General features: G+C 66.5%; 21 protein-coding genes and 1 pseudogene. 16 read left to right on the plus strand and 6 right to left on the minus strand.

Going from position 1 to position 21,758, the window contains the following annotated elements; translation table 11 throughout:
• Positions 1-104 precede the first annotated feature (104 nt).
• From arfA to J2T23_RS08170, 11 genes are all read left to right on the plus strand, one after another.
• Positions 105-1,631, plus strand: coding sequence for an arabinosylfuranosidase ArfA (gene arfA, locus J2T23_RS08120; protein WP_307358790.1), 1,527 nt, complete (start codon positions 105-107; stop codon positions 1,629-1,631).
• A gap of 57 nt (positions 1,632-1,688) precedes the next feature.
• On the plus strand, positions 1,689-2,276 hold the full coding sequence (locus tag J2T23_RS08125) for an HhH-GPD-type base excision DNA repair protein (protein ID WP_141158534.1): 588 nt from the start codon (positions 1,689-1,691) through the stop codon (positions 2,274-2,276).
• Positions 2,276-3,280: a LacI family DNA-binding transcriptional regulator gene (locus tag J2T23_RS08130; RefSeq protein ID WP_307358793.1), complete on the plus strand. Its 1,005-nt coding sequence runs from the start codon at positions 2,276-2,278 to the stop codon at positions 3,278-3,280. Before J2T23_RS08125 ends, J2T23_RS08130 begins: the two co-directional genes overlap by 1 nt.
• 91 nt (positions 3,281-3,371) lie before the next feature.
• Positions 3,372-3,674 carry an urease subunit gamma gene (locus J2T23_RS08135; RefSeq protein WP_307358796.1) on the plus strand — a complete coding sequence of 101 codons (303 nt, stop codon included), beginning with the start codon at positions 3,372-3,374 and terminating at the stop codon, positions 3,672-3,674.
• Between the two features lie 11 nt (positions 3,675-3,685).
• Positions 3,686-4,039: an urease subunit beta gene (locus J2T23_RS08140; RefSeq protein WP_307358799.1), complete on the plus strand. Its 354-nt coding sequence runs from the start codon at positions 3,686-3,688 to the stop codon at positions 4,037-4,039.
• Positions 4,036-5,766, plus strand: coding sequence for an urease subunit alpha (gene ureC, locus J2T23_RS08145; RefSeq protein WP_307358801.1), 1,731 nt, complete (start codon positions 4,036-4,038; stop codon positions 5,764-5,766). Before J2T23_RS08140 ends, ureC begins: the two co-directional genes overlap by 4 nt.
• A 32-nt stretch (positions 5,767-5,798) precedes the next feature.
• Positions 5,799-6,284 (plus strand): urease accessory protein UreE, encoded by a 486-nt coding sequence (gene ureE / locus J2T23_RS08150; protein ID WP_141183040.1) that lies wholly within the window; start codon positions 5,799-5,801, stop codon positions 6,282-6,284.
• A 147-nt stretch (positions 6,285-6,431) separates the two neighbouring features.
• Positions 6,432-7,100, plus strand: coding sequence for an urease accessory protein UreF (locus tag J2T23_RS08155; RefSeq protein WP_307358804.1), 669 nt, complete (start codon positions 6,432-6,434; stop codon positions 7,098-7,100).
• A 12-nt stretch (positions 7,101-7,112) separates the two neighbouring features.
• On the plus strand, positions 7,113-7,727 hold the full coding sequence (gene ureG, locus J2T23_RS08160; protein ID WP_307358806.1) for an urease accessory protein UreG: 615 nt from the start codon (positions 7,113-7,115) through the stop codon (positions 7,725-7,727).
• The gene (locus J2T23_RS08165) at positions 7,724-8,689 is read left to right on the plus strand and encodes an urease accessory protein UreD (protein ID WP_370871425.1); all 966 of its coding nucleotides are present in this window, start codon (positions 7,724-7,726) and stop codon (positions 8,687-8,689) included. The genes ureG and J2T23_RS08165 overlap by 4 nt, the downstream gene beginning before the upstream one ends.
• A complete protein-coding gene (locus J2T23_RS08170) occupies positions 8,689-9,726 on the plus strand; it encodes a HoxN/HupN/NixA family nickel/cobalt transporter (protein ID WP_307358810.1) in 1,038 nt (345 codons plus the stop codon). Before J2T23_RS08165 ends, J2T23_RS08170 begins: the two co-directional genes overlap by 1 nt.
• A gap of 45 nt (positions 9,727-9,771) precedes the next feature.
• On the opposite strand, the gene J2T23_RS08175 is transcribed toward J2T23_RS08170, so the two are convergent.
• Positions 9,772-11,697, minus strand: a complete 1,926-nt coding sequence (locus tag J2T23_RS08175) for a pectate lyase-like domain-containing protein (protein ID WP_307358812.1) — start codon at positions 11,695-11,697, stop codon at positions 9,772-9,774.
• Positions 11,698-11,864: 167 nt separating this feature from the next.
• Here J2T23_RS08175 and J2T23_RS08180 point away from each other — a divergent pair, with 167 nt between their 5' ends.
• Positions 11,865-12,917 (plus strand): LacI family DNA-binding transcriptional regulator, encoded by a 1,053-nt coding sequence (locus tag J2T23_RS08180; RefSeq protein WP_307358813.1) that lies wholly within the window; start codon positions 11,865-11,867, stop codon positions 12,915-12,917.
• A 44-nt stretch (positions 12,918-12,961) separates the two neighbouring features.
• Here J2T23_RS08180 and J2T23_RS08185 read toward each other — a convergent pair whose 3' ends face one another.
• From J2T23_RS08185 to J2T23_RS08205, 5 genes are all read right to left on the minus strand, one after another.
• Entirely contained in the window at positions 12,962-13,411 is a 450-nt protein-coding gene (locus J2T23_RS08185) for a transferase (protein ID WP_141158522.1), read from the minus strand.
• 90 nt (positions 13,412-13,501) lie between these two features.
• Positions 13,502-14,161: a GntR family transcriptional regulator gene (locus tag J2T23_RS08190; RefSeq protein WP_307358817.1), complete on the minus strand. Its 660-nt coding sequence runs from the start codon at positions 14,159-14,161 to the stop codon at positions 13,502-13,504.
• 120 nt (positions 14,162-14,281) lie between these two features.
• Positions 14,282-15,301 carry a transketolase family protein gene (locus tag J2T23_RS08195; RefSeq protein ID WP_307358820.1) on the minus strand — a complete coding sequence of 340 codons (1,020 nt, stop codon included), beginning with the start codon at positions 15,299-15,301 and terminating at the stop codon, positions 14,282-14,284.
• Positions 15,298-16,209, minus strand: coding sequence for a transketolase (locus J2T23_RS08200; protein WP_141158519.1), 912 nt, complete (start codon positions 16,207-16,209; stop codon positions 15,298-15,300). The genes J2T23_RS08195 and J2T23_RS08200 overlap by 4 nt, the downstream gene beginning before the upstream one ends.
• A gap of 36 nt (positions 16,210-16,245) precedes the next feature.
• Positions 16,246-17,583 (minus strand): MFS transporter, encoded by a 1,338-nt coding sequence (locus J2T23_RS08205; RefSeq protein WP_141183050.1) that lies wholly within the window; start codon positions 17,581-17,583, stop codon positions 16,246-16,248.
• Positions 17,584-17,769: 186 nt separating this feature from the next.
• Between J2T23_RS08205 and J2T23_RS08210 the strand changes: the two genes are divergently transcribed.
• From J2T23_RS08210 to J2T23_RS08225, 4 genes and pseudogenes are all read left to right on the plus strand, one after another.
• Positions 17,770-18,594: a sugar phosphate isomerase/epimerase family protein gene (locus tag J2T23_RS08210; protein ID WP_307358823.1), complete on the plus strand. Its 825-nt coding sequence runs from the start codon at positions 17,770-17,772 to the stop codon at positions 18,592-18,594.
• Between the two features lie 29 nt (positions 18,595-18,623).
• Positions 18,624-19,397, plus strand: a complete 774-nt coding sequence (locus tag J2T23_RS08215; protein WP_141158516.1) for an SDR family NAD(P)-dependent oxidoreductase — start codon at positions 18,624-18,626, stop codon at positions 19,395-19,397.
• Between the two features lie 35 nt (positions 19,398-19,432).
• Positions 19,433-21,201, plus strand: a pseudogene (locus J2T23_RS08220) (dihydroxyacetone kinase family protein).
• Positions 21,198-21,689, plus strand: a complete 492-nt coding sequence (locus tag J2T23_RS08225) for an RpiB/LacA/LacB family sugar-phosphate isomerase (RefSeq protein WP_307358825.1) — start codon at positions 21,198-21,200, stop codon at positions 21,687-21,689. Before J2T23_RS08220 ends, J2T23_RS08225 begins: the two are co-directional and overlap by 4 nt.
• Positions 21,690-21,758: the final 69 nt, after the last annotated feature.

A 21,758-nucleotide genomic window follows, 5' to 3' on the forward strand; every position in this document is an offset into this window, starting at 1 on the left:
GCAGGAGCCGTTGCGCAGGATGGCCGGCGGCATCCTTGACGCTGGCAGCGGCACGGCAAACAATGTTTCTATAACGTTGTAAATTGATTGCCGAGGATACCTTCGTGACCCAGCCACAGCCCGCCGCAGCAAAAATCACCATTGATCCGTCGTTCACCGTGGGTCCCGTCCGTCGTCGTACGTTTGGCGCGTTCGTTGAGCACCTTGGCCGGTGCGTGTACACCGGGATCTTTGAGCCCGGGCACCCGGCGGCCGACCAGGACGGCTTCCGCAAGGACGTCCTGGAACTGACCCGCGAGCTGGGCGTCACCACCGTCCGCTACCCGGGCGGCAACTTCGTCTCCGGCTACCGCTGGGAGGACGGCGTGGGTCCGGTGGACCAGCGTCCCGTCCGCCTGGACCTGGCCTGGCATTCGACTGAACCCAACACCGTGGGCGTGGACGAGTTCGCCAAATGGTCCGCCAAGGCGGGCGTGGAACTGATGATGGCCGTGAACCTGGGCACCCGCGGCATCCAGGAGGCACTGGACCTCCTGGAGTACTGCAACATCGACGGCGGGACAACCCGCTCCGAACAACGCCGCGCCAACGGGGCCGCCAACGGCTACGGCGTCACCATGTGGTGCCTGGGCAACGAGATGGACGGCCCGTGGCAGATCGGCCACAAGAACGCCCTCGAATACGGCAGGCTGGCCGCGGACACCGCCCGCGGAATGCGCATGATCGACCCCGGCCTGGAGCTCGTTGCCTGCGGCAGCTCCAGCCCCGCCATGCCCACCTTTGGCGAGTGGGAGCGTGTGGTCCTCACCGAAACCTATGACCTGGTGGACCTCATTTCCGCGCACCAGTACTTCGAGGACACCGGCGACCTGCAGGAACACCTGGCCGCCGCGCACAAGATGGAAGCCTTCATCCACGACCTGGTGAGTCACATCGACCATGTGAGATCAGCCAGGAAGTCCAGCCGGCAGGTGAATATCTCCTTCGACGAATGGAACGTCTGGCACATGAGCCGCGAGGCGTCCAGGGTCCCCACCGGCAAGGACTGGCCGGTGGCACCCGCCCTGCTTGAGGACAGCTACACGGTGGCGGATGCCGTGGTGGTGGGCGACCTGCTGGTCACGCTGCTCCGGAACACCGACCGCGTCCACTCGGCCAGCCTGGCGCAGCTGGTGAACGTGATCGCACCCATCATGACCGAACCCGGCGGGCGGGCCTGGAAGCAGACCACCTTCCACCCGTTCGCCCTGACATCGCGGCACGCATCCGGAACGGTGCTGCAGCTCGCCGTGGAATCCCCGCTGGCCAGCGGCGGGGTGACGGCGGATTTCACCGCGCTGTCCGCCGTCGCCACGTTTGACCGGGAAAAGGGTGAGGCCGCGCTGTTCGCCGTGAACCGTTTGGCGCGCCAGGCGCTCACCCTCGACGCCGCAGTGGGTGCCCTGGGTACCGTGCGCGTGCTGGAAGCGGTGACGTACGCCAACAAGGACGCTTACTGGCAGGCCAGCGCCGATGACTCCACTTCCGTCCTGCCTGCCGGAAACGCCACGGTAAAGGCCGACGACGGGCGGCTCACCGCCGAGCTCCCGGCAGTCTCCTGGTCCATGATCCGCCTGGCTGTGGGGTCCTGACATGCCTGGATGCGATGCCGGAAGCCCTTATGACGACCACGCCCCGCAGGTGGGAGGATGGACGGCATGGAACTGCACATCACAGGGGATCCTGCTGCGGACAAATTGCTGAGTGAGGACGATTTCGCCCTCCTGACCGGCATGCTGCTGGACCAGCAGGTAACGATGGAATCCGCGTTCGCCGGGCCGGAAAAGATCCGGACACGGTTGGGGTCGCTCAAACCCGAAGCCATCGCAACGCATGATCCGGCGGCTTTCGTGGAGATGTTCAAGGAACGCCCGGCCGTGCACCGCTTCCCCGGCTCCATGGCTGCACGCGTCCAGGCGCTTGCCGCGGCGGTCCAGGACGAATGGGACGGCGAGACCGCCGCCATCTGGACCAAAGGCTCGCCGGACGGTGCCGAGGTGCTGCGCCGGCTCAAGGCCCTGCCCGGTTTCGGGGAGCAGAAGGCGAAGATCTTCCTGGCCCTGCTGGGCAAGCAGCGCGGCCTCAAGGCGTCCGGATGGCGCGAGGCGGCGGGCCACTACGGCGACGACGGCGCCTACCTCTCGGTGGCCGACATTGTGGACCCGGAATCCCTGGCCAAGGTCCGCGCCAGCAAGCAGGCTGCGAAGGCGGCGGCGAAGGCTGGAAAAGAGCGTTAATGGCAGTAACCATGAACGACGTCGCGAGGGCTGCCGGTGTGTCCCTCAAGACCGTTTCGAACGTATTGAACGACTACGAATTCATCCGTCCCGCCACCAAGCAGCGGGTACAGGATGCCATTGCGGAGCTGGGCTACGAGGCAAACCTCACCGCCCGCAGCCTCCGGTCCGGCAAGACGTCCATGCTGGGCCTGGTGCTGTCGGACCTCTCCGCCCCCTACTACGCCGAGCTGGCATCCAGGCTGATGAAAGCCGCGGCGCGGCACGGCTACCGGGTGCTGGTGGAGCAGTCCGACGCAGAGGCCGCTGCCGAACTCGGCGCCCTCCACGGGACCTTCCGCCAGCTTACGGACGGCCTCCTGTTCACGCCGTTGGTGGTGGATGCGGAAGCCATAGCTGCGCGGGCGGGCAGGAAGCCGCTGGTGATGCTGGGTGAGCACATTGTGGATCCCCGCTTCGACCTTGTGACCGTGAAGAACAGGGAAGCCGCGGCCGCCCTGACCGGGCACCTGCTGGCCGGTGGCCGCCGTCGTATCGCCGTCATCGGAGCTGACCCCGGCGAGTCCGCCGGAACCGGTGGGCTGCGCCTGGACGGGTACCGGACGGCCCTGGCAGCGGCGGTCATCCCTTACGACCCCGCGCTGGTGGCACCCGCGCAATGGCGCCGCGACACCGGTGCCGCCGCCGTCGCCGGGCTGCTGGACAAGGGTGTGGAGTTCGACGCAGTGTTCGGACTGAACGACGTCCTGGCGCTGGGGGCAATGCACGAATTGCAGGTCCGGGGGGTCAAAGTCCCGCAGGACGTGGCGGTGGCAGGCTTTGACGACCTCGACGAAGGGCGGTTTGCGTCCCCCTCCCTCACGACAATCGCGCCGGGCATGGACGAGATCGCGGAGCGGTCCATCGGGCTGTTGCTGGACAGGATCGCCGGCCGCGAGCCATCGGTTCAGGGGGTGCATGTGGAAGCCGGGTTCGAACTGAAGATCCGGGAATCCGCGCCCTAGGCTCCGTCCGGATGATGGACCTGAAACGTGGCGGAAACGTGCGGGGCCTACGCTGAATCCACGCTGTCCCCAGGCCGTCGAAGGGAACCCCATGCATTTGTTGCCGCGTGAGCAGGAAAAACTCCTGATCGTGGTGGCTGCCGATCTCGCCCGCCGGAGGCAGTCCCGCGGCCTCAAACTGAACTATCCCGAGGCCGTGGCCATCATCAGCTACGAATTGATCGAGGGTGCGCGGGACGGCAGGACCGTGGCCGAGCTCATGAGCTACGGGACCACGCTGCTCACCCGCGACGACGTGATGGAAGGCGTGCCGGAGATGATCCATGACGTCCAGATCGAGGCCACCTTCCCGGACGGCACCAAGTTGGTCACCGTCCACGACCCCATCCGTTAAGGAGCGCGGCAATGATTCCAGGTGAGTACATCCTGCGGCCTGAGCCCGTCACCGCGAATGCGGGCAGGGAGGCAATCGAGGTCGCCGTGACCAACACTGGCGACAGGCCCGTCCAGGTGGGCTCGCATTTCCATTTTGCCGAGGCCAATTCCGCCCTGTCCTTCGACCGCGAAGCAGCTTACGGCCGGCGCCTGGACATCCCCGCAGGAACGGCGGCCAGGTTTGAGCCGGGGGATTCGCGGACGGTCCGGCTCATTGGGCTGGCCGGGAACCGGGAGGTCTACGGGCTCAGCAACGCGGTCAACGGAAGGCTCGACGGCGGGACGCGCCAAAGCGGGCTCCTTACGGAAGGGAACGGCGAGTGAGCTTCGACATTCCGCGCCGGCAGTACGCCGACCTCTACGGACCCACCACCGGTGACAAAATCCGCCTGGCAGACACCGAACTCTTCCTGGAAATCGAAAAGGACCTCACCGTGTACGGGGAGGAAGTGGTGTTCGGCGGCGGCAAGGTGATCCGTGACGGCATGGGCCAGAACGGCCAGGCCGCCCGCGACGAGGACATCCCGGACACCGTGATCACCAACGCCGTCATCCTGGATTACACCGGAATCTACAAGGCAGACGTGGCGCTGAAGGACGGCCACATCTTCCGGATCGGCAAGGCCGGCAACCCGCAGATCACGGACGGCGTGGACATCGTGATCGGCTCAAGCACGGAAATCATCGCCGGCGAGCGGAAGATCCTCACCGCCGGCGGCATCGACACCCACATCCACTTCATCTCCCCGGACCAGATCCCGACCGCCCTGGCCAGCGGCGTGACCACCATGATCGGCGGCGGCACCGGCCCGGCTGAAGGCACCAAGGCCACCACCGTGACGCCCGGAAAGTGGCACATCCAGCGGATGCTGCAGGCGGCTGAGGCGTTCCCCATGAACATCGGCCTGTTCGGCAAGGGCCACGCGTCCGCCGTCGAACCCCTCGCCGAGCAGATACGCGCCGGGGCCATCGGGCTCAAAGTCCACGAGGACTGGGGCGCCACCACCTCCTCCATCGACACCTCGCTGAGGGTTGCTGACGACTACGACGTCCAGGTGGCCATCCACACCGACACCCTGAACGAGTGCGGGTTCGTTGAGGACACCATCCGGGCCATCAACGGGCGCGTGATCCACACCTTCCACACCGAGGGCGCCGGTGGCGGCCATGCCCCGGACATCATCAAGATCGCGGCCATGCCCAACGTCCTGCCCGCCTCCACCAACCCCACGCTGCCCTACACGCGCAACACCATCGAAGAGCACCTGGACATGCTGATGGTCTGCCACCACCTCAACCCGGACATCCCCGAGGACGTGGCCTTCGCCGATTCCCGGATCCGTGCCGAGACCATCGCCGCCGAGGACGTCCTGCAGGACCTGGGCATCTTCTCCATCACCTCCTCCGACTCCCAGGCCATGGGCCGCGTGGGTGAGGTGATCACCCGCACCTGGCAGGTGGCGGACAAGATGAAGAAGCAGCGCGGGGTGTTGGAAGACAACGACGGCGGGGCGCACGGCAGTGCGGACGGCGACAACTTCCGGCTCAAGCGCTACGTGGCCAAATACACCGTCAACCCCGCCATCGCGCAGGGGATCGCAGACACCGTAGGGTCAGTGGAAGTGGGCAAGTTCGCGGACCTGGTGTTGTGGGATCCGGCATTCTTCGGGGTCAAACCGGAACTGGTGCTCAAGGGCGGACAGATTGCCTACGCCCTGATGGGTGACTCCAACGGGTCCATTCCCACCCCCCAGCCGCGGACCATGCGGCCCATGTTCGCCACCTTCGGCAAGGCGGTTCAGCAGTCCTCCATCACCTTCCTGTCCCAGGCCGCGATCGACGCCGGCGTGCCCGGGGAATTGGGGCTGGAAAAGGTCATCCGCCCCGTCTCCGGCATCCGGAACCTCACCAAAGCCGACCTCAAATACAACGACGCGACGCCCGATATCCAGGTGGACCCGGAAACCTACCAGGTGATGGTGGACGGCGAGGACGTCACCTGCGAACCGTCCGACGTGCTGCCCTTGGCGCAGCGGTACTTCCTCTTCTAGAGCCGCGAATTCAAGACCCCGAAAGCAACCACATGATCATCGACAAAGTCCTGGGCAACCTGCACGACCTGCCGGACTCCGACCTCGCCGCCTACGCCGGTCTGCACCGCGAAAAAGTCGTCCTGCCCAGTGCCCAGCTGGTCAAACGCATCCAGCGCGCCACCACGGACCACGGCAAAGAGATCGGCATCCGGCTCCCGTCCGGGTCAGGCGACCTCCGTGATGGCGACATCCTCCACGTCGCCGACGCCAACATGATCGTGGTGTCGGTGCTGCCCACCGACGTCCTGGTCATCGCACCCCGCACCGTGCACGAAATGGGCGTTACCGCACACTCCCTTGGCAACCGGCACCTCCAGGCACAGTTCTTTGACGCGTCCTCCGAATACGGGGCCGATGTCATGGTGTGCGCCTACGACCACACCGTCGAGGACTACCTCCGCCACAACTCAGTGCCCTACACCCGCCAGGAACGCGTCATGCCTGTGCCTTTCCGCCATGCTGAACACTCGCACTAGTACCAGCGTCGCGCTGCGCGCTCCAATACCGGTGGGGGCTTGGGACGCCGCGAGGGATATGGGGCCGTGCCCGCTCCGCGGTGCCCGCCACGCCGCGGCCCCATATCCCTCGCGCCGCTTGCTTGTCTCACCTTTGGCGGCGGTTCAGTGAGCGATTATCAGCTTGCTCTTCAGCAATTGGTGGACTCTGCGCTTCCTACTGGGGCTTTTGCTCACTCTTTTGGGTTTGAGACGTACATCGATCGGGAGCTCGTTCTTGATGAAGGGTCTTTCGGGCTCTGGCTCGGTGCCTTCGTCGGCCAGCAGCTGACCTATTCCGATGGCCTGGCGATTCGGCTTCTTTATGCGGGGGTTGATCTTGGGGAGCTGGATTCTTTGCTTTCTGCTTCTCTTTTGCCGCGGCAGGTTCGGGAGGCCAGTTTGAAGATGGGCGGCCGGCTTTTGGAGATTGGAGCTGAAGTGTTTCCTTCGCCCGCCCTGGACCTGTACCGGGAGCTCGTGACCACCGGCCGGGCCGCCGGGCATCAGCCGCTGGCGTTCGCCGTCGTCGCCCGCTCACTGGGCGTGCCGCTCCAGGAAGCGCTCGCCGCCTACCTCTTCGCCACCGTCACCTCCCTCACCCAGAACGCCGTCCGCGCCATCCCCCTGGGCCAGAACGCCGGGCAGCGGGTGCTGCGGAAAGCGCACGACAACGTCGCTGCCGCCATCGCCACGATCGCGCACCTGACGGCGGACGACTTCGGCGCCGTCAGCCCCGGACTGGAAATTTCGCAAATGCGGCACGAACGCCAACGTGCCCGCATGTTCATGAGCTAGCAGGAGGAAACCATGACCGAACCCATCAAAATCGGCATCGGCGGGCCCGTCGGCGCCGGTAAAACCCAGCTCGTGGAGCGGCTCACCCGGCACATGAGCGGCGACATCTCCATGGCCGCCATCACCAACGACATCTACACCATCGAGGACGCCAAAATCCTCGCCGCCAACGGCATCCTCCCCGTGGACCGGATCATCGGCGTCGAAACCGGCGGCTGCCCCCACACCGCCATCCGCGAAGACACCTCCATGAACACCGCCGCCATCGAGGAACTCAAGGCCCGGCACCCCGACCTGCAGGTCATCTTCGTAGAATCCGGCGGCGACAACCTTTCCGCCACCTTCAGCCCCGAACTCGTCGACTTCTCCATCTACATCATCGACGTGGCCCAAGGCGAAAAGATCCCCCGCAAAGCCGGCCAGGGCATGATCAAGTCCGACCTCTTCATCATCAACAAGACCGACCTCGCACCCCACGTCGGGGCGGACCTGGCCATCATGGAGAGGGACTCAAAGGAGTTCCGCGGCAATAAGCCGTTCTGCTTCACGAACCTCAAAACTGATGAGGGACTCGACAAGGTCATCGACTGGATTCGGCACGACGTCCTGATGCTTGATTTGGCATGAGCACGACGGCGGAGTCCAGTTCAGCGCTTGTCTCACCGGGGCCTGCGACCGCGGGTGATAGGGGCCGTGCCCGCTCCGCGGTGCCCGCCACGCCGCGGCCCCTATCACCCGCGTCCGCTGATCAGCCCCCGATGGGCGAGCTTGAGCTTGTGGTCGCCTTGCGTGGACAGCGCACAGTTGCGGCGCATCAGTACCATCGCGGTGCTCTTCGGGTTATGCGCCCTCACTATCTCGATGACTCCGGGCAGGTTTGTTATGTCGTTGTGAATCCTGGCGGGGCGTATTTGGGGGCGGATCTCTTTCTTGTTGATGTTGAGGTCCACGATTCTGCTGACCTGCTGTTGACCACCCAGTCCGCTATGAAGGTTTATCGGACTCCCGGGTCCTTTGCCGAGCAGCGGATGGCTGTCCGGCTGGGGGAGGGGGCTCGGCTGGAACTCATGCCGGACCAGCTCATCGCCTACCGGGAGGCCAGCTACCGGCAACGGACCTCTGTGACCTTGCGGCCGTCGTCGTCCTTGGTCATGGCCGAGGTTGTGACGCCGGGCTGGTCGCCGGACGGCGCCGCCTTCCGGTATGAGGAAGTGCGGCTGAGGAACCACATCTGCGTGGAAACCGGGGCGGGCACCGAACTGCTGGCGTTGGACAACCTGCTGATCCGGCCGCCGCTGCACCACGTAAGCGGGCTCGGTTTCATGGAAGGCTACAGCCACCTCGGATCCCTGGTGGTGGTGGATCCCCGGGTGGACCAGGCGCTCGCCGACGAACTGCACCTGCTGACCGCCGGCAGCGAAGCGCTGACCGGCATCTCACTGACGCGCCCAGTTGCGGGAACCGCCGGGCTGATTCTGCGGAGCCTCTCCAACAGCACCGACGAACTGAACCGCCTGCTTCGGTCCTGCACCGACTTCCTGCGCAGTCGCTGGTGCGGCCAAGGGCCGCTGGACCTGAGGAAGCACTGATGACCAGCATCGCCGCGCTCTACCGGGACCGGGACTCCCTGCCGCTCCGGACCCGCGCGCTGTTCACCTTTGGTGCAGTGGCCGCGCTGCACGCTGCCGCCGTCGTCCTTTTGCTTGCCGGAACCCGGCCCTGGGGCGGCGGGGCGGTCTCCTGGGGACTTGTCCTCACCGCTTACCTCGCCGGCCTGAAGCACAGCTACGACTGGGACCACCTGGCCGCCATCGACAACTCGACCCGAAAGTTCGTGGCACAGCGGCAGCATCCGGTGAGTGTGGGCTTCGCGTTCAGCCTGGGCCACAGCTCGGTGGTGACCCTGGCCGGGGTGCTGCTGATCGCCGGTGCGTCCATGGTTGGGAGCCTGATGGAGGACGGTACGGCCGGCAACGTGGTCCTGGGCCTGATCGGCAGCGGTGTATCCGGGCTGTTCCTGCTGGCCATGGGGCTGTTCAACGGCTCGGCCTTCACCCGCTCGGCCGCTGCCTTCCGGCGCTCCCGGGCCGGAGCGGCCATCGATCCCCGCGACCTGGAACCGCAGGGGCTGGTGGCGCGGCTGCTGGCCAAACCCCTCGCGAGGGTGCGCCGGCCGCGGAACATCTACGTGGTCGGCTTCCTCTTTGGGCTGGGTTTCGATACCGCAACCACCATCGGGCTGCTGATGATGACGACGGCGGCGTCCCTGGCCGGGGTGCCCCCGTTCGCCCTGCTCGCCCTGCCGCTCGCCTTCGCAGCCGCTATGACGCTGTGTGATTCGGTGAACGGCATGGTGATGATGCGGATGTACCGGTCGGCGCTGGCCGACCCGCGGCGGAAGCTTGGCTTCAATGCTGTGGTGACGGGCATCTCGGCGGTCTCGGCCCTGTTCATTGCCGTGATTACTTTGGCAGGCTTCATGCACGCTGCCTTCGGCCTGGATGATCCGGTGACGGCTTGGCTTTCATCGATCGACCTGGGAGAGGCCGGCCTGCTGCTGGTGGGGCTGCTGCTGGCCGTCTGGGGCGGCGCCGCGCTGGCGTGGAGGCAGGCCCGGAACGGATAGGGACGCGTCGCCGGCATCCACTGCCGGCAACGCGCCCCGTGGCTCCTAGCCGAAATCGGCCACGTAGCTGGGAACTCCGACGGCGTCCGTGGACACCGGCGCTCCGGTGTCATTGACCACGTGGTCCAGTGTCCCGGCGCCGAGATTCACGGTCAGCAGGCTGTGCAGCTTAACGCCCGGCGTCACCGGAACCTCGAGACCGCGGGTGGCGTGGATGGTGGGATCCACGTTGGTGTACACGTAGCTGCCGCCGCCCCAGAGTTCGTGGGTTTTGACGGAGTCTGCCACCTTGTACCCGGCCCAGCCCAGGACCCCGTCATGCTGCCACGCTGCCTGGTTGGGGGCGTCGTAGGGCAGTTCGTTCTGGAAGAAGACGGTCTTGCCGTTTTCGCCGTTCCAGATGACGTTGTACTCCTGGTAGTGCTCCACGAACAGGCCGGTGGCAGTGACGTTGTTGCCGTTGACGATCACACCGTTCCTGCCGGTGTTGGTGGTCCAACCGACACCGTTCCCATGGTCTGCGCGCCAGGCCCAGATGTGGTCCAGGAGGACGTTGTCGCTGTTGACTTCCAGGCTGACTGAGGCCTTGCCCACGTGGGGCCCGCCGATGCGGAAGAACACATCGTGGAGCGTGGTGGGGTTGGCTGGATCGCTGAGGACGGCTGAGCTGGCTGGTCCGCCCCCTGCGCCTGGAATCGCTTTGCCGATCCGCATCAGGGCAGGGGAATTGACCTCGCCCGCGTCCACGGTAACGGCGGCGATGTCCACGCCGGGGACGTCCGCAACTGTCAGGGGAACCGATCCGTTGACGGCGGAAAGTGTTGCCATTCCAAGTCCAAGCACCACTGTTCCTGCACGCTTGACCTCGATGCTCCGGTCAACGTCGTAGACCCCGGGAGTAAGGAGCAGGTTCTTTCCACGGGCCAGCTGCGCGTTGATGGCCTGCGCTGAATCACCGGGCTTTGCAACATAGAAATCGGACAGGGGGATGCTGCGGCCTTGGCCGGGACCGTTTTCCCACGTGGTCCCGGCCGGGTCCTTGCGGACGGAGGGCACGTACACGCTGTACTGGCCGGCCGAATCCAACGTCAGGTAGGGCTTCTCGCGGCTGATCGGAGTCTTGTCCAGCGTGGTGTAAGGCGGGTTGGGGAAGGAGTCGGCGGGCGCGCCGTTCACGCCGGAGAAGACCTGGTTCCAGACCCCATTGGACCAGCTGCCGATGCTGCTGTCGCGCACCAGGTACTGCTGCTGGGAGCCATTGATGATGGCACCGGTCTTTGAGTCCGCTATGAACCCGCCGCTGGCGTACTGCGGGCCGGCGGTGCAGTAGTCCATCAGGGAGAGGTTGCCGCCGGTGATGTTGACCCGGCGCATCGGTGAAGCCTGGGAAGCCGCCCAGAAATTCGCGGAACTGCGGCAGCCTTCCAGGCCGGTGACGTTGATGGTGAGGTTGGACAGGGAGCGCCAGAAGTTGTTCAGGGCGATGCAATTGTCCGCGGTGAGGCAGCGGTTGTAGACGTCGACGTGTCCATTGATGGTGACGTCGGTGGGTGCGGCGCCCAGTCCCGCCACCTCGGTGGAGTAGCCCACCTGGACGATCAGCGGCTCTTCGGGGGTGCCATAAGTCCCGGGCTTGAACAACAGCGAGTAGCGCTTTGAGCCCATCTCATCGTCCACCTGCTGGGCCGCAATGGCGTCCACGGTGGCCTGGATCTGTGCCACCGGCATGCCGGGGTCGAAGACGTAGGTATTGGAACCGAACGGGTTTTGCGGCGTCGGTGCCGGCGGTGGCGGCGACGCCGGAGCCTGGGCTGCGGGCTGGGCTGCTGAGGGCGCCGCCTGTGCTGCGGCCGTCCCGCCGGCGGCAACAAGGCCAAGGAGAAGGGCGGTGGCGGCTGCAACAGTGCCGGCGCGGCTCCGGCGCTGCGCCGGAAGGGGTCGGGGTGCGTCTGGGCGTAAGGCTAGCGGCATTGCTGGTCCTGTCAGTGGAGGGGCTGGACGACCACGACGGCTGCGACAGGCAGCCGGGGCCGAGTGGTGGGAGCGCTCCCGTCGGGAGAGCGTAGCATCGGGATTTTGCCCCGGCAAGGGTTGACGGGAGCGCTCCCACGCTGGATCGGTGTCGTATTGTCGGTGTAATGAACGAAAAGACCAGCCGGTCCGCTCCGGAAGGGGCAGGGCGGCTCAGTCCCACGCTGGAGGACTTGGCGTCAGCGGCAGGGGTGTCCCGCTCCACAGCATCCCGTGCCATCAATGGCGGCTCAAAGGTCAGCGCGCAGGCCCAGGCGGCCGTTGACGCCGCGATCGTGGCGCTGGGCTACACCCCCAACCGTGCTGCCCGGAGCCTCGTCACCCGGCGCGCCGGATCCGTGGCACTGGTGATCCCCGAACCTGATGCCCGGGTCATGTTGGACCCGTACTTCGCCGCCGTCATTACTGGAGTCAATGAAGCACTGCGCGAGACGGACCTGCAGCTGGTACTGCTGATGTCCCGGGCCGGTGACGACTCGGCGCGGACCATCCGCTACCTGCGCGGCGGCCACGTTGACGGCGCGATCGTGGTCTCCCACCACCACGCTGATGACTGGGTGGAGACCCTGGGCGGCACCGGTCTGCCCGCCGTCTTCATCGGCAGGCCGTGGGACACGTCGTCCGGAATTCCCTATGTGGACCTGGACAACTTCGAGGGAGGCCGGTTGGCGGCACGGCACTTGGCCGGCATCGGCCGCACCCGGCTGGCGACTGTTGCCGGCCCTCCTGACATGACGGCCGCCGTCGACCGCCTGGAAGGATGGCAGCAGGGACTCAGGGAAGCCGGCCTTGAGCCCGGACCGGTCATCCACGGGGACTTCACGACGGCGGGCGGTGCCGATGCTGCAGCCCAATTGCTGGCTACATCGCCTGACGTGGACGGAATATTCGCCGCATCGGACCTGATGGCGCTCGGCGTCGTGGACACCCTTCGCGGAAGGGGGCGGCGGGTGCCGGACGACGTGGCAGTGGTGGGCTTCGACAACCACTCCATCCAGGCGGCAAACGGCCTGGGCCTCACCACGGTGGCCCATCCCATGGTGGACATGGCAGCCGCAGCCGGAAAGCTCCTGGTGGGTGCCATCGCGAATCCCGGCGGGGTTCCGGGACCAGTCATCTATCCTGCGGAACTGGTGGTGCGCGGAAGCTCCGTGCAGTAGCGGACCCAAAGCCGCAGGATGTCGGCCCGACCGCCTGGTTGCACCTAGGCGGCCAGGCCGCCCTTTACCTTGCGGTGCGTCCGATGCCTGGCCGGCGCCAGGCGTGAATGGGCGCCCGCGAGGACCTCGCTGCCGTCCGGCACGGTGCTGTCCGAATCCAGGTGTGCGCCGTGCTCGATCAGGACGCTTGAGCCGATGCGCGAGTGGCTGCCAATGTGGACACGGTTGCCGATCACCGTGCCCCGGCCGATGCGCACGCCGTCGCCGATGACCGTCCTGTCACCGATGATCGCGCCGCGGTCGATCCAGCTGCCGTGTCCAATCCGGCAGCCTGAACCCACCTGCGCGCCGTGCTCCACATAGGTCATGGGGCCGATCCGGGTGCTCTCAGCCACGCTGGCCCCCGGAGCGATGAGGCCGCCGCCGTTGTCGTGGCGGCTGTACCGGGTGACCTTCCCGGCGTCGTCTTCTACTGACACAAACTTCGCGGTCATACCATCCCTCGTTACCACCGCGGCTATTTACCGCTCAGTAGGTTAACGGCCCGGAGGCCGCGAGGATTCCCAGCACGCGGGCCGCGACCGCTACGCCACCAGGTTGGCGGCAGCCGTGTTCATGTGTTCAAGGATGGTCTTCCGGGCCAGGGTGGCATCGCCGGTGTCGATGGCGCCCACGATGTCCTTGTGGCGGTCCACGCTCATGTTGCTGACGCCCTTTTCCAGTCCGGCGAACATGATGGACATCCGGATGGAGCCCTCAAGGGATTCCCAGGAGTGGAGCAGTGTTTCGTTGCCCGTAAGCCGGCAGAGGGTGCGGTGGAACTCGAGGTCGGATTCAATCCGTTCCTCAAGGCTGCCGCTGGCCGCGGCATCCATGGCATCAATGGCCTTGTGCAGCGACTCGGTGACCTGCTGCCGGTCCGGCAGTTCGCAGAGGGTCCGGGCGGCCAGCGATTCCAGGGCGGCACGGACAGCATAAATGTCCCGGATTTCCTTTTCATCCAGGTGGCGGACGGACAGGCGTCCGCGGGGGCCGGCGGACAGCAGGCCTTCCTGTTCCAGCTGGCGGAGGGCTTCGCGGAGCGTGCCGCGGCTGATCTGCAGCATCTCGGACAGTTCCGTTTCCACCAGGTGCCGGCCCGGTTCCAGCTCGCCGCTGGTGATGGCGGTCCGCAGCGCCGAGAGCGCCTGCTCACGAAGGCTCTTCTTTTCCAGTCCCAGCAGGGGTGCGCCCAATCCGGCCATGGCTCTGTCCTCAATGTCTTAAGTCGACTGCTAACAGTCGGTAGTAATTCCGATGGTACGGCAGAAAGCACGGCACCGGCCTTGACCGGTGCCGTGCTTTCCCACATGTCTTGAAATCCGTCAGCCGAGTTCGGCGAGGACCTTGGCCACGATGCGGTCCACGGATAGCCCGTAGCGCTCGTGCAGGGTGGGCAGGGCGCCGGCGTCGAGGAACTGGTCCGGCAGCCCGATGGGCACCACGCGCTTGCCTGCTCCGGCGGTGACGACGGCGGAGGCAACAGTTTCGAAAAGCCCGCCCACCACGGAGTGGTTCTCCAGGGTGACGGCGAGCCGGTCCGTGTTGATTTCCTTGAGGACGGTTTCGGCGTCGAACGGCTTGATGGTGGGGGTGTGCACGACGGCGACGTCCACGTTGTGTGCCGCAAGGGCCTTGGCTGCCTGCAGGGCACGCATGGTCATCAGTCCGGAGGAGATGAAGACGACGTCGTTGCCGCCGCGCAGCACCTTGGCCTTGCCGAGTTCGAACGTGTAGCCGTACCCGTCCAGGACGGTGGGCACGTTGCCGCGCAGCAGCCGCAGGTAGGTCGGTCCCTCGGAGGCGGCGAGCTGCGGGACGGCCTGTTCGATGTCGATCGAGTCGCAGGGGTCAACGATGGTCAGGTTGGGCATGCCGCGGAAGATCGCCATGTCCTCGGTGGCCTGGTGGCTGGGGCCGTATCCGGTGGTCAGGCCGGGCAGGCCGCCCACAATGTTGACGTTAAGGTTCGGTTCGGCGGCGTCCAGGCAGAGGAAGTCGTAGGCGCGGCGGGCTGCGAACACCGAGTAGGTGGACGCGAACGGCACCAGCCCGGTCTCGGCGAGCCCGGCGGCGGCGCCGAAGAGCAGCTGCTCGGCCATGCCCATCTGGAAGAACCGCTCCGGGTAGGCCTGGGCGAAGATGTGCATGTCCGTGTATTTGCCCAGGTCCGCGGTCAATCCCACGATCTTGTCGTTTTCCTGTGCGGCCTTGACCAGGGCGTGCCCGAACGGTGCGTTGGAGGTCTTCTGGCCCGGGTCGGCGAACGACGCGATCATCGCCGAGGTCTTCAGTTTCGGCTTGGCCGCTGCTGCGGTGTCGGGGGCCTCGGTGGTGGTGCTCATGCTGAAGCCTTTCCTTCGTATCCGGCGGTGAGCTGCTCGCGGCAGGTCTGCCATTCGTTCTCTTCGATGCGCATGAAGTGCGCCTTTTCGCGGTTTTCCAGCAGCGGAACGCCGCGGCCCACCTTGGTGTCGCACAGGATCACGGAGGGGCGTCCGACGGCGGCGGCCTGGGCGGCTGCGTTGTCGAACGCTGCCAGCAGCGCGCCGACGTCGTTCCCGTCCACGCGCTGGGTGTACCAGCCGAAGGATTCCCACTTTTCGGTGACCGGCTCGGTGCGGAGCACGGTGTCGGTCTTGCCGTCGGCCTGCAGGGCGTTGATGTCCACCATGGCGGTGAGGTTGCCCAGCTGGTGGTGGTGCGCGCCCATGGCGGCCTCCCACGTGGAGCCTTCGTCCAGTTCGCCGTCGGAGAGGAAGTTGAACACCCGGGCGGACGAGCCTTGGTAGCGCAGGCCCAGGGCCATGCCGACGGCGATGGTCAGCCCGTGCCCCAGCGAACCGCCGGAGATTTCCATGCCGGGGGTGTAGGTGGACATCCCGGACATCGGCAGCCGCGAGTCGTCCGAGCCGTAGGTTTCCAGTTCCTCCACGGGGACGATCCCGGCTTCGGCGAGAGCGGCATAGTGGCCGATGGCGTAGTGGCCGGTGGAGAGCAGGAACCGGTCGCGGGCTTCCCAGTGCGGGTCCCCGGCGCGGAAGTTCAGCTGGTCCCCGTAGACGGTGGCGAGCATGTCCGCGGCACCCAGGGCCTGGCCAACGTACCCCTGGCCCTGGACCTCGCCCATGTTCAGGGCGTGGTGCCGGATGCGGTACGCGGCGGCGCTGATCTTCTCCAGCCGTTCGGGCGTCACTGCGGTCTGCAGTGTTTGTCCCTGCGGGGCGGCGTCCTGGACGGTATCTGTAGGCATTGCTGGCTCCGTGGTCGTTTCGTGCGCGGTGGTCATTCAGGCGTTGACGGTGTTCGGGGTGCTTTTGGTGGCCTCGTCAGCCAGTTCGCGTTCCCGCTTGCCCCAGGTTTCCCGGGTAGCGACGGCGGCCCAAAGGCCGATCAGGGCGTACGCGCCGAAGAGCAGTGCCGGGCCCATCCAGCCGAAGCTGACGAACAGCAAGGTGGTGATGAACGGCGTGAAGCCGGAAACCATGGCCGAGATCTGGTACGCGAGGCTGGCACCGGAGGCGCGGGTCTTGGCCTGGAAGAGCTCCGGGAACCAGGCACCCTGGGCGCCGGCCAAGGAGTTCTGGCAGACCGCATAGGAGATCACGATGGTGAGGATGATGGCGATGAACAGGCCGGTGTTAACCAGCAGGAACATCGGGATCGCGAACAGTGCGGCAAAAGCGGTGGACCAGACATAAAGGGGGCGGCGGCCAATGCGGTCCGTCAGTGCGGCCCAGGCCTGGGTGGCGAAGATGCCGATGGCAGACGCGATGCAGAGGGCGACCAGGGTCTGGGTCTTGTCCGCCAGGTGCTGGCTGTTGAGGTAGGAAATCATGTAGGTGATGGATACTGCGTAGCCGGCAGTCTCGGCGATGCGCAGGCCGATGCCCTTGACGATGTTGCGCCAGTCAGTCTTGATGACCTCGACGATCGGTGCCTTCACGATGGTGCCGCTGTCCTTCACCTCATCGAAGACCGGGGATTCCGGGACCTTGGACCGGATGATGAGGCCTACGACGACCAGCACGATGCTGGCCAGGAACGGGATCCGCCATGCCAGCTCACCTCCGAGGCTGGTGCTCGCCAGGAAGGTCAGGTTGGCAAGCAGCAGGCCCACGGGGAAGCCGGCCTGGACGATTCCGGTGAACTTGCCCTTTGATTTCCAGGGGGCATGCTCGTAGCTCATCAGGATGGCGCCGCCCCATTCCGCGCCGAAGGCCAGGCCCTGGACGATGCGGACGAAGACCAGCAGTGCCGGGGCCAGCAGTCCCACCGCGGCGTAGGTGGGGAGCAGGCCAATCGCGAAGGTTGCCAGGCCCATCAGGATGAGGGAGGCGACCAGGACCGGCTTGCGGCCCACCTTGTCGCCGAGGTGGCCGCCGATGATGCCGCCCAGCGGGCGGGCAGCGAAGCCGACGCCCAGGGTGGCGAAGGATGCGAGGGTCCCCGTTACGGGATCGCTGCCGGGGAAGAATGCGGTGCCGAAGTACAGTGCGGCAGCGGTGCCGAAGCCGATGAAGTCATACGTCTCGATGACGGCCCCCACGCCGGATCCGATGGCAACTCGCCGGGCGTCCTTGGTGCCGTGGACCGGCCCGCGCATGGTCAGAGCATCTTTGCTCATGGTGGTTCCCTTTCGAAAAGCGGCTGGAGGAAGTCCGCCGCTGTCGACTGTTAACAATTGATGGACACCAGTGTGACCCACATCATTATGACTGTCAACAGTCGACTTTTAGAGTTGACTGTTGACAGTTAACGAACGTATTGTGGTCCCCATCACTAAAGCCCGGCACGAACCAAAGGATCAATGATGTTCCACTCCAGACTTGGGTGCTCATCCATCAGCTTCCGGCACCAGGACCTTGGCACGGCCCTGCGCACCATGAAGGAACTGGGCTTCGAAGAAATCGATCTGGGCGCCCTGCCCGGCGTTTGCGACCACGTGCCCTACGGGCTCAACGCGGCCGCGGTGGACACTGTCTCCGCCGAGGTCAACGCGTCCGGCCTGCGGGTCCGCTCCGTGAACGGCGATGTCGGTGACCTCAACAAGGTGCTCGACGACGAGGGCCGGGCTGCGCGGGAGCGCCACCTCGACGCCCTGCTGACCCTGACGGCCAACATAGGGGCGAAGGCATTGGTCCTGCCGTGCGGCGCCCTGGACCATACCCCGGTCCGGAGCGTCGAAGAGGATCTGGACCTCGTGGCCGCCCAGCTCACCGGTGCCGGACAGCGGGCCGCGGAGTTCGGCGTCGAACTTTGGACCGAGTCCCTCCACTTCCTTCGGTTCTGTTGGAACCTGGAGCGCGCAGGACTCCTGGCCGACCGCCTCGCCGGTTCCGGCGTCGGAATCGTCATGGACTTCAGCCACATTGTGGCGTCCGGCGAAGATATCCAGGCCTACCTGGACCGGCACCAGGGCCGCATCAGCCACGTCCACCTGCGCGACGCCGTGCCGGGGAACATCAACCTCAGCATCGGCAACGGTGACGCCGACTTCGTCGGCGGCCTGAAACGCCTTGCCGCCGACGGCTACACCGGCCACTTCTCGCTTGAACTGGAAACCCGGGACGTCACCCATGACGAACGCCCGGCCGCCGCCGCCAAAGCGGCAAGCTTCATCACCGACCTCATCTGAGCCCCAAAATCAATTCAAGGAGCACCACCATGACCACCATCCAGCGCACCGCCGTCCTCACCGGAGCAACCTCGGACCGGGGCATCGGCATCACCACGGCCCGCCGCTACGCCCGTGACGGCTGGGGCATCGTCATCCTCGACCTCGACGGCGAGAAGTCCGCCAAGGTCGCAGCCGAAATCGGCAACGAGTTCAACGTCCCCGCCTTCGGCCACGAGATCGACGTCGCCAACGAAGCCTCCGTGATTGCCGCCCAGGCCGCGGTCGCCGCCGAAGTGGCAGCGGGCAACCTCGCGCCCGTCGGCGCCTTGGCCAATATCGCCGGCATCACCTCGCCCGTCCCGTTCCTGGAAACCACCCTGGAGCTGTGGCACAAGGTCATGGACGTCAACGCCACCGGCACCTACCTGGTGACCAAGGCCTTCCTGCCGGACATGATCGGCAACGGCTGGGGCCGGATCGTGAACATGTCCTCCGTGTCCGCCCAGCGCGGCGGCGGCGTCTTCGGCAAGGTCCCCTACTCCGCCGCAAAGGCAGCCATCCTGGGCTTCACCAAGGCGCTGGCCCGTGAGCTGGGCACCACCGGCGTCACCGTCAACGCCATCACCCCCGGCGCCGTGGACACCAACATCCGCGTGGGCAGCACCGAGGAGCAGGAAGCAGCCATCAACGCCGGCATCCCGCTGGGCCGCAACGCCACCACCGAGGAAGTGGCCGCCGTGATCGCCTTCCTCTCCTCCGAGGACTCGGCCTACCTCACCGGCACCACCATCGACATCAACGGCGGCAGCCACATCCACTAGCAGCCGGCCCCGGCGCCAGCCAGAAAGCTCCCTCCATGACAAAGATCTTCAATGACCCCTCCGACTTCGCCGAAGAAGCCCTCGCCGGGTTCTGTGACGTCCACTCGGACCTGGTCCGGCAGGTTCCCGGCGGTGCCGTCCGCCGCTTCCGGCCGGCAAAGCCCAAGGTTGCCGTCCTGGCCGGCGGTGGCTCCGGGCACTACCCGGCGTTCGCCGGGGTGATCGGCGCGGGCTTCGCGGATGGAGCGGTGGTGGGAAACATCTTCACCTCGCCCTCCGCCCAGCAGGCCTACTCGGTGGCCAAGGCCGCAGAGTCCGGCGCCGGTGTCGTCTTCACCTACGGCAACTACGCCGGCGACGTGATGAACTTCGGCATGGCCAGCGAGCGCCTGGCCGCCGAGGGCATCGCCGTGGAGAACGTCCTGGTGACTGACGACATCGCCAGCGCCCCGCCGTCGGAATCCGCCAAGCGCCGCGGCATCGCCGGTGACTTCACGGTCTTCAAGGTGATGGGCGCTGCCGCCGAGAATGGCGCGGACCTGGCCGAGGTGGTCCGCCTGGGCCGCAAGGCCAACGAACGCACCCGCACCATCGGCAGCGCGTTCGCCGGCTGCACCTTCCCGGGCGCAGACGCACCGCTGTTCACGCTCCCGGCGGGGCAGATGGGCCTGGGCCTGGGCATCCACGGTGAACCCGGCCTGCACGACACCCACCTGCCTTCGGCCAAGGAACTGGGCCGCGAACTGGTGGCCCGCGTACTCTCCGAAACCCCGCCGGACGCCGCCAGCCGCATCGCCGTCATCCTTAATGGCCTCGGCTCCACCAAGCATGAGGAGCTCTTCGTCCTCTGGGGGACCGTGGCACCGCTGCTGCGTGCCGCCGGCTACACGCTGGTGATGCCCGAGGTGGGGGAGCTGGTCACCAGCCTTGACATGGCAGGCGTCTCGCTGACCGTCACCTGGCTTGACGAGGAACTGGAACCGCTGTGGGTTGCCCCTGCCGAGACTCCGGCCTACCGCCGGGGCAGCGCTGCCCGGGAGACCGGGGCGCGTGGGGTCAGGAAACGTCCGACGGCGGCGCGGCCGCTGCTGCGTTCGTTGCCACCGCATCCTCCCGCGGGTATGCAGCGGCCTGCGTAGCGGCCATCGACGCCGCCCGTTCGTCGCTGCACGACGCCGAAGAGCGGCTGGGCCGCATGGATGCGATTGCCGGTGACGGCGACCATGGCCGGGGCATGGTCCGCGGCGTGGACGCGGCCGCCGCAGCCGCGTCCGCCGCTCTGGGCCACGGTGCCGGAGCCGGCGATGTGCTGGCTGCCGCCGGGGACGCCTGGGCGGACAAGGCAGGCGGCACCTCCGGTGTCCTGTGGGGCGCTGGACTGCGGGCTTTCGGTGAAACGGTGGGCAATGCCTCCGCACCCGCTCCCAGTGCCCTTGCGGCAGCAGTGACGGCGTTCGCGGACCGGATTGTCCAGTTGGGCAAAGCCGAAGCGGGGGACAAGACCATGGTGGACGCGCTGCTGCCATTTGTTGCCGGGTTCAGCCGTGCGGTGGGCTACGGCGTGGAACCGGGCCGCGCCTGGGAGGACGCGGCACGCGAGGCGGCCATCGCCGCGGAAGCCACCGCGGACCTCCTGCCACTCAAGGGCCGGGCCCGGCCCCTTGCGGAAAAGAGCCTGGGCACGGCGGATCCCGGCGCCACATCGCTGGCCATGGTCTTTGCCGTCATGGGGCCGCACTTCACCGGTGCCACCGGGTCCGAAGGCAGCACCACCACCGTTGCGGCGACGGCCGCTGAGTCATGACAACGGAAGGGAACACCATGGGGCTGCGGCTCATTGTCGGCGCGGACGAAGCCGGCGTGGACTACAAGGACAAGATCCTCGCGGACCTGCGGAACGATCCGCGCGTCAGCGAGGTCATCGACATTGGCGTCAACCGGAGCGACGCCCCGGCCGATTTCACCAAGCCCTACCCGTACGTGGGCATAGCGGCCGGCGAGATGATCAGGGACGGCGCCGCAGACCGGGCCATCCTGTTCTGCGGTACCGGCATCGGCGTCGCCATCGCCGCCAACAAGGTGGACGGCATCCGCGCCACCGCCGCGCACGACTCGTTCTCGGTGGAGCGGTCCATCCTGTCCAACGACTGCCAGGTCCTCACCATGGGGCAGCGCGTGGTGGGCATCGAACTCGCCCGCCGCCTGGCAAAGGAATGGATCGGGTACACGTTCGATCCGTCGTCGGCCTCGGCGGGCAAGGTCAAGGTCCTCACCGACTTCGAGGGCTGCTAAGCCGGGTCCCGGCCCGCGGGGCGGCGGCTGTTCGGCAACACGGCTGCCCGCCCCGTTGCGCGGTGCTCC

Origin of the sequence: Pseudarthrobacter niigatensis (assembly GCF_030812615.1) — a bacterium.
In the GTDB taxonomy this organism is placed as follows: Bacteria; Actinomycetota; Actinomycetes; order Actinomycetales; family Micrococcaceae; genus Arthrobacter; species Arthrobacter niigatensis.

Excerpts from the sequence above, each read along its gene's own strand:
- J2T23_RS08140 (WP_307358799.1), top strand. The coding sequence starts at position 3,686 with ATGATTCCAGGTGAGTACATCCTGCGGCCTGAGCCCGTCACCGCGAAT.
- J2T23_RS08135 (WP_307358796.1), top strand. The coding sequence starts at position 3,372 with ATGCATTTGTTGCCGCGTGAGCAGGAAAAACTCCTGATCGTGGTGGCT.
- J2T23_RS08200 (WP_141158519.1), bottom strand. The coding sequence starts at position 16,209 with ATGCCTACAGATACCGTCCAGGACGCCGCCCCGCAGGGACAAACACTG.
- J2T23_RS08175 (WP_307358812.1), bottom strand. The coding sequence starts at position 11,697 with ATGCCGCTAGCCTTACGCCCAGACGCACCCCGACCCCTTCCGGCGCAG.
- J2T23_RS08170 (WP_307358810.1), top strand. The coding sequence starts at position 8,689 with ATGACCAGCATCGCCGCGCTCTACCGGGACCGGGACTCCCTGCCGCTC.
- ureE (WP_141183040.1), top strand. The coding sequence starts at position 5,799 with ATGATCATCGACAAAGTCCTGGGCAACCTGCACGACCTGCCGGACTCC.
- J2T23_RS08125 (WP_141158534.1), top strand. The coding sequence starts at position 1,689 with ATGGACGGCATGGAACTGCACATCACAGGGGATCCTGCTGCGGACAAA.
- J2T23_RS08185 (WP_141158522.1), bottom strand. The coding sequence starts at position 13,411 with ATGACCGCGAAGTTTGTGTCAGTAGAAGACGACGCCGGGAAGGTCACC.
- J2T23_RS08195 (WP_307358820.1), bottom strand. The coding sequence starts at position 15,301 with ATGAGCACCACCACCGAGGCCCCCGACACCGCAGCAGCGGCCAAGCCG.
- J2T23_RS08165 (WP_370871425.1), top strand. The coding sequence starts at position 7,724 with ATGAGCACGACGGCGGAGTCCAGTTCAGCGCTTGTCTCACCGGGGCCT.
- J2T23_RS08190 (WP_307358817.1), bottom strand. The coding sequence starts at position 14,161 with ATGGCCGGATTGGGCGCACCCCTGCTGGGACTGGAAAAGAAGAGCCTT.
- J2T23_RS08215 (WP_141158516.1), top strand. The coding sequence starts at position 18,624 with ATGACCACCATCCAGCGCACCGCCGTCCTCACCGGAGCAACCTCGGAC.
- J2T23_RS08130 (WP_307358793.1), top strand. The coding sequence starts at position 2,276 with ATGGCAGTAACCATGAACGACGTCGCGAGGGCTGCCGGTGTGTCCCTC.
- J2T23_RS08210 (WP_307358823.1), top strand. The coding sequence starts at position 17,770 with ATGTTCCACTCCAGACTTGGGTGCTCATCCATCAGCTTCCGGCACCAG.
- J2T23_RS08205 (WP_141183050.1), bottom strand. The coding sequence starts at position 17,583 with ATGAGCAAAGATGCTCTGACCATGCGCGGGCCGGTCCACGGCACCAAG.
- J2T23_RS08225 (WP_307358825.1), top strand. The coding sequence starts at position 21,198 with ATGACAACGGAAGGGAACACCATGGGGCTGCGGCTCATTGTCGGCGCG.
- ureG (WP_307358806.1), top strand. The coding sequence starts at position 7,113 with ATGACCGAACCCATCAAAATCGGCATCGGCGGGCCCGTCGGCGCCGGT.
- J2T23_RS08180 (WP_307358813.1), top strand. The coding sequence starts at position 11,865 with ATGAACGAAAAGACCAGCCGGTCCGCTCCGGAAGGGGCAGGGCGGCTC.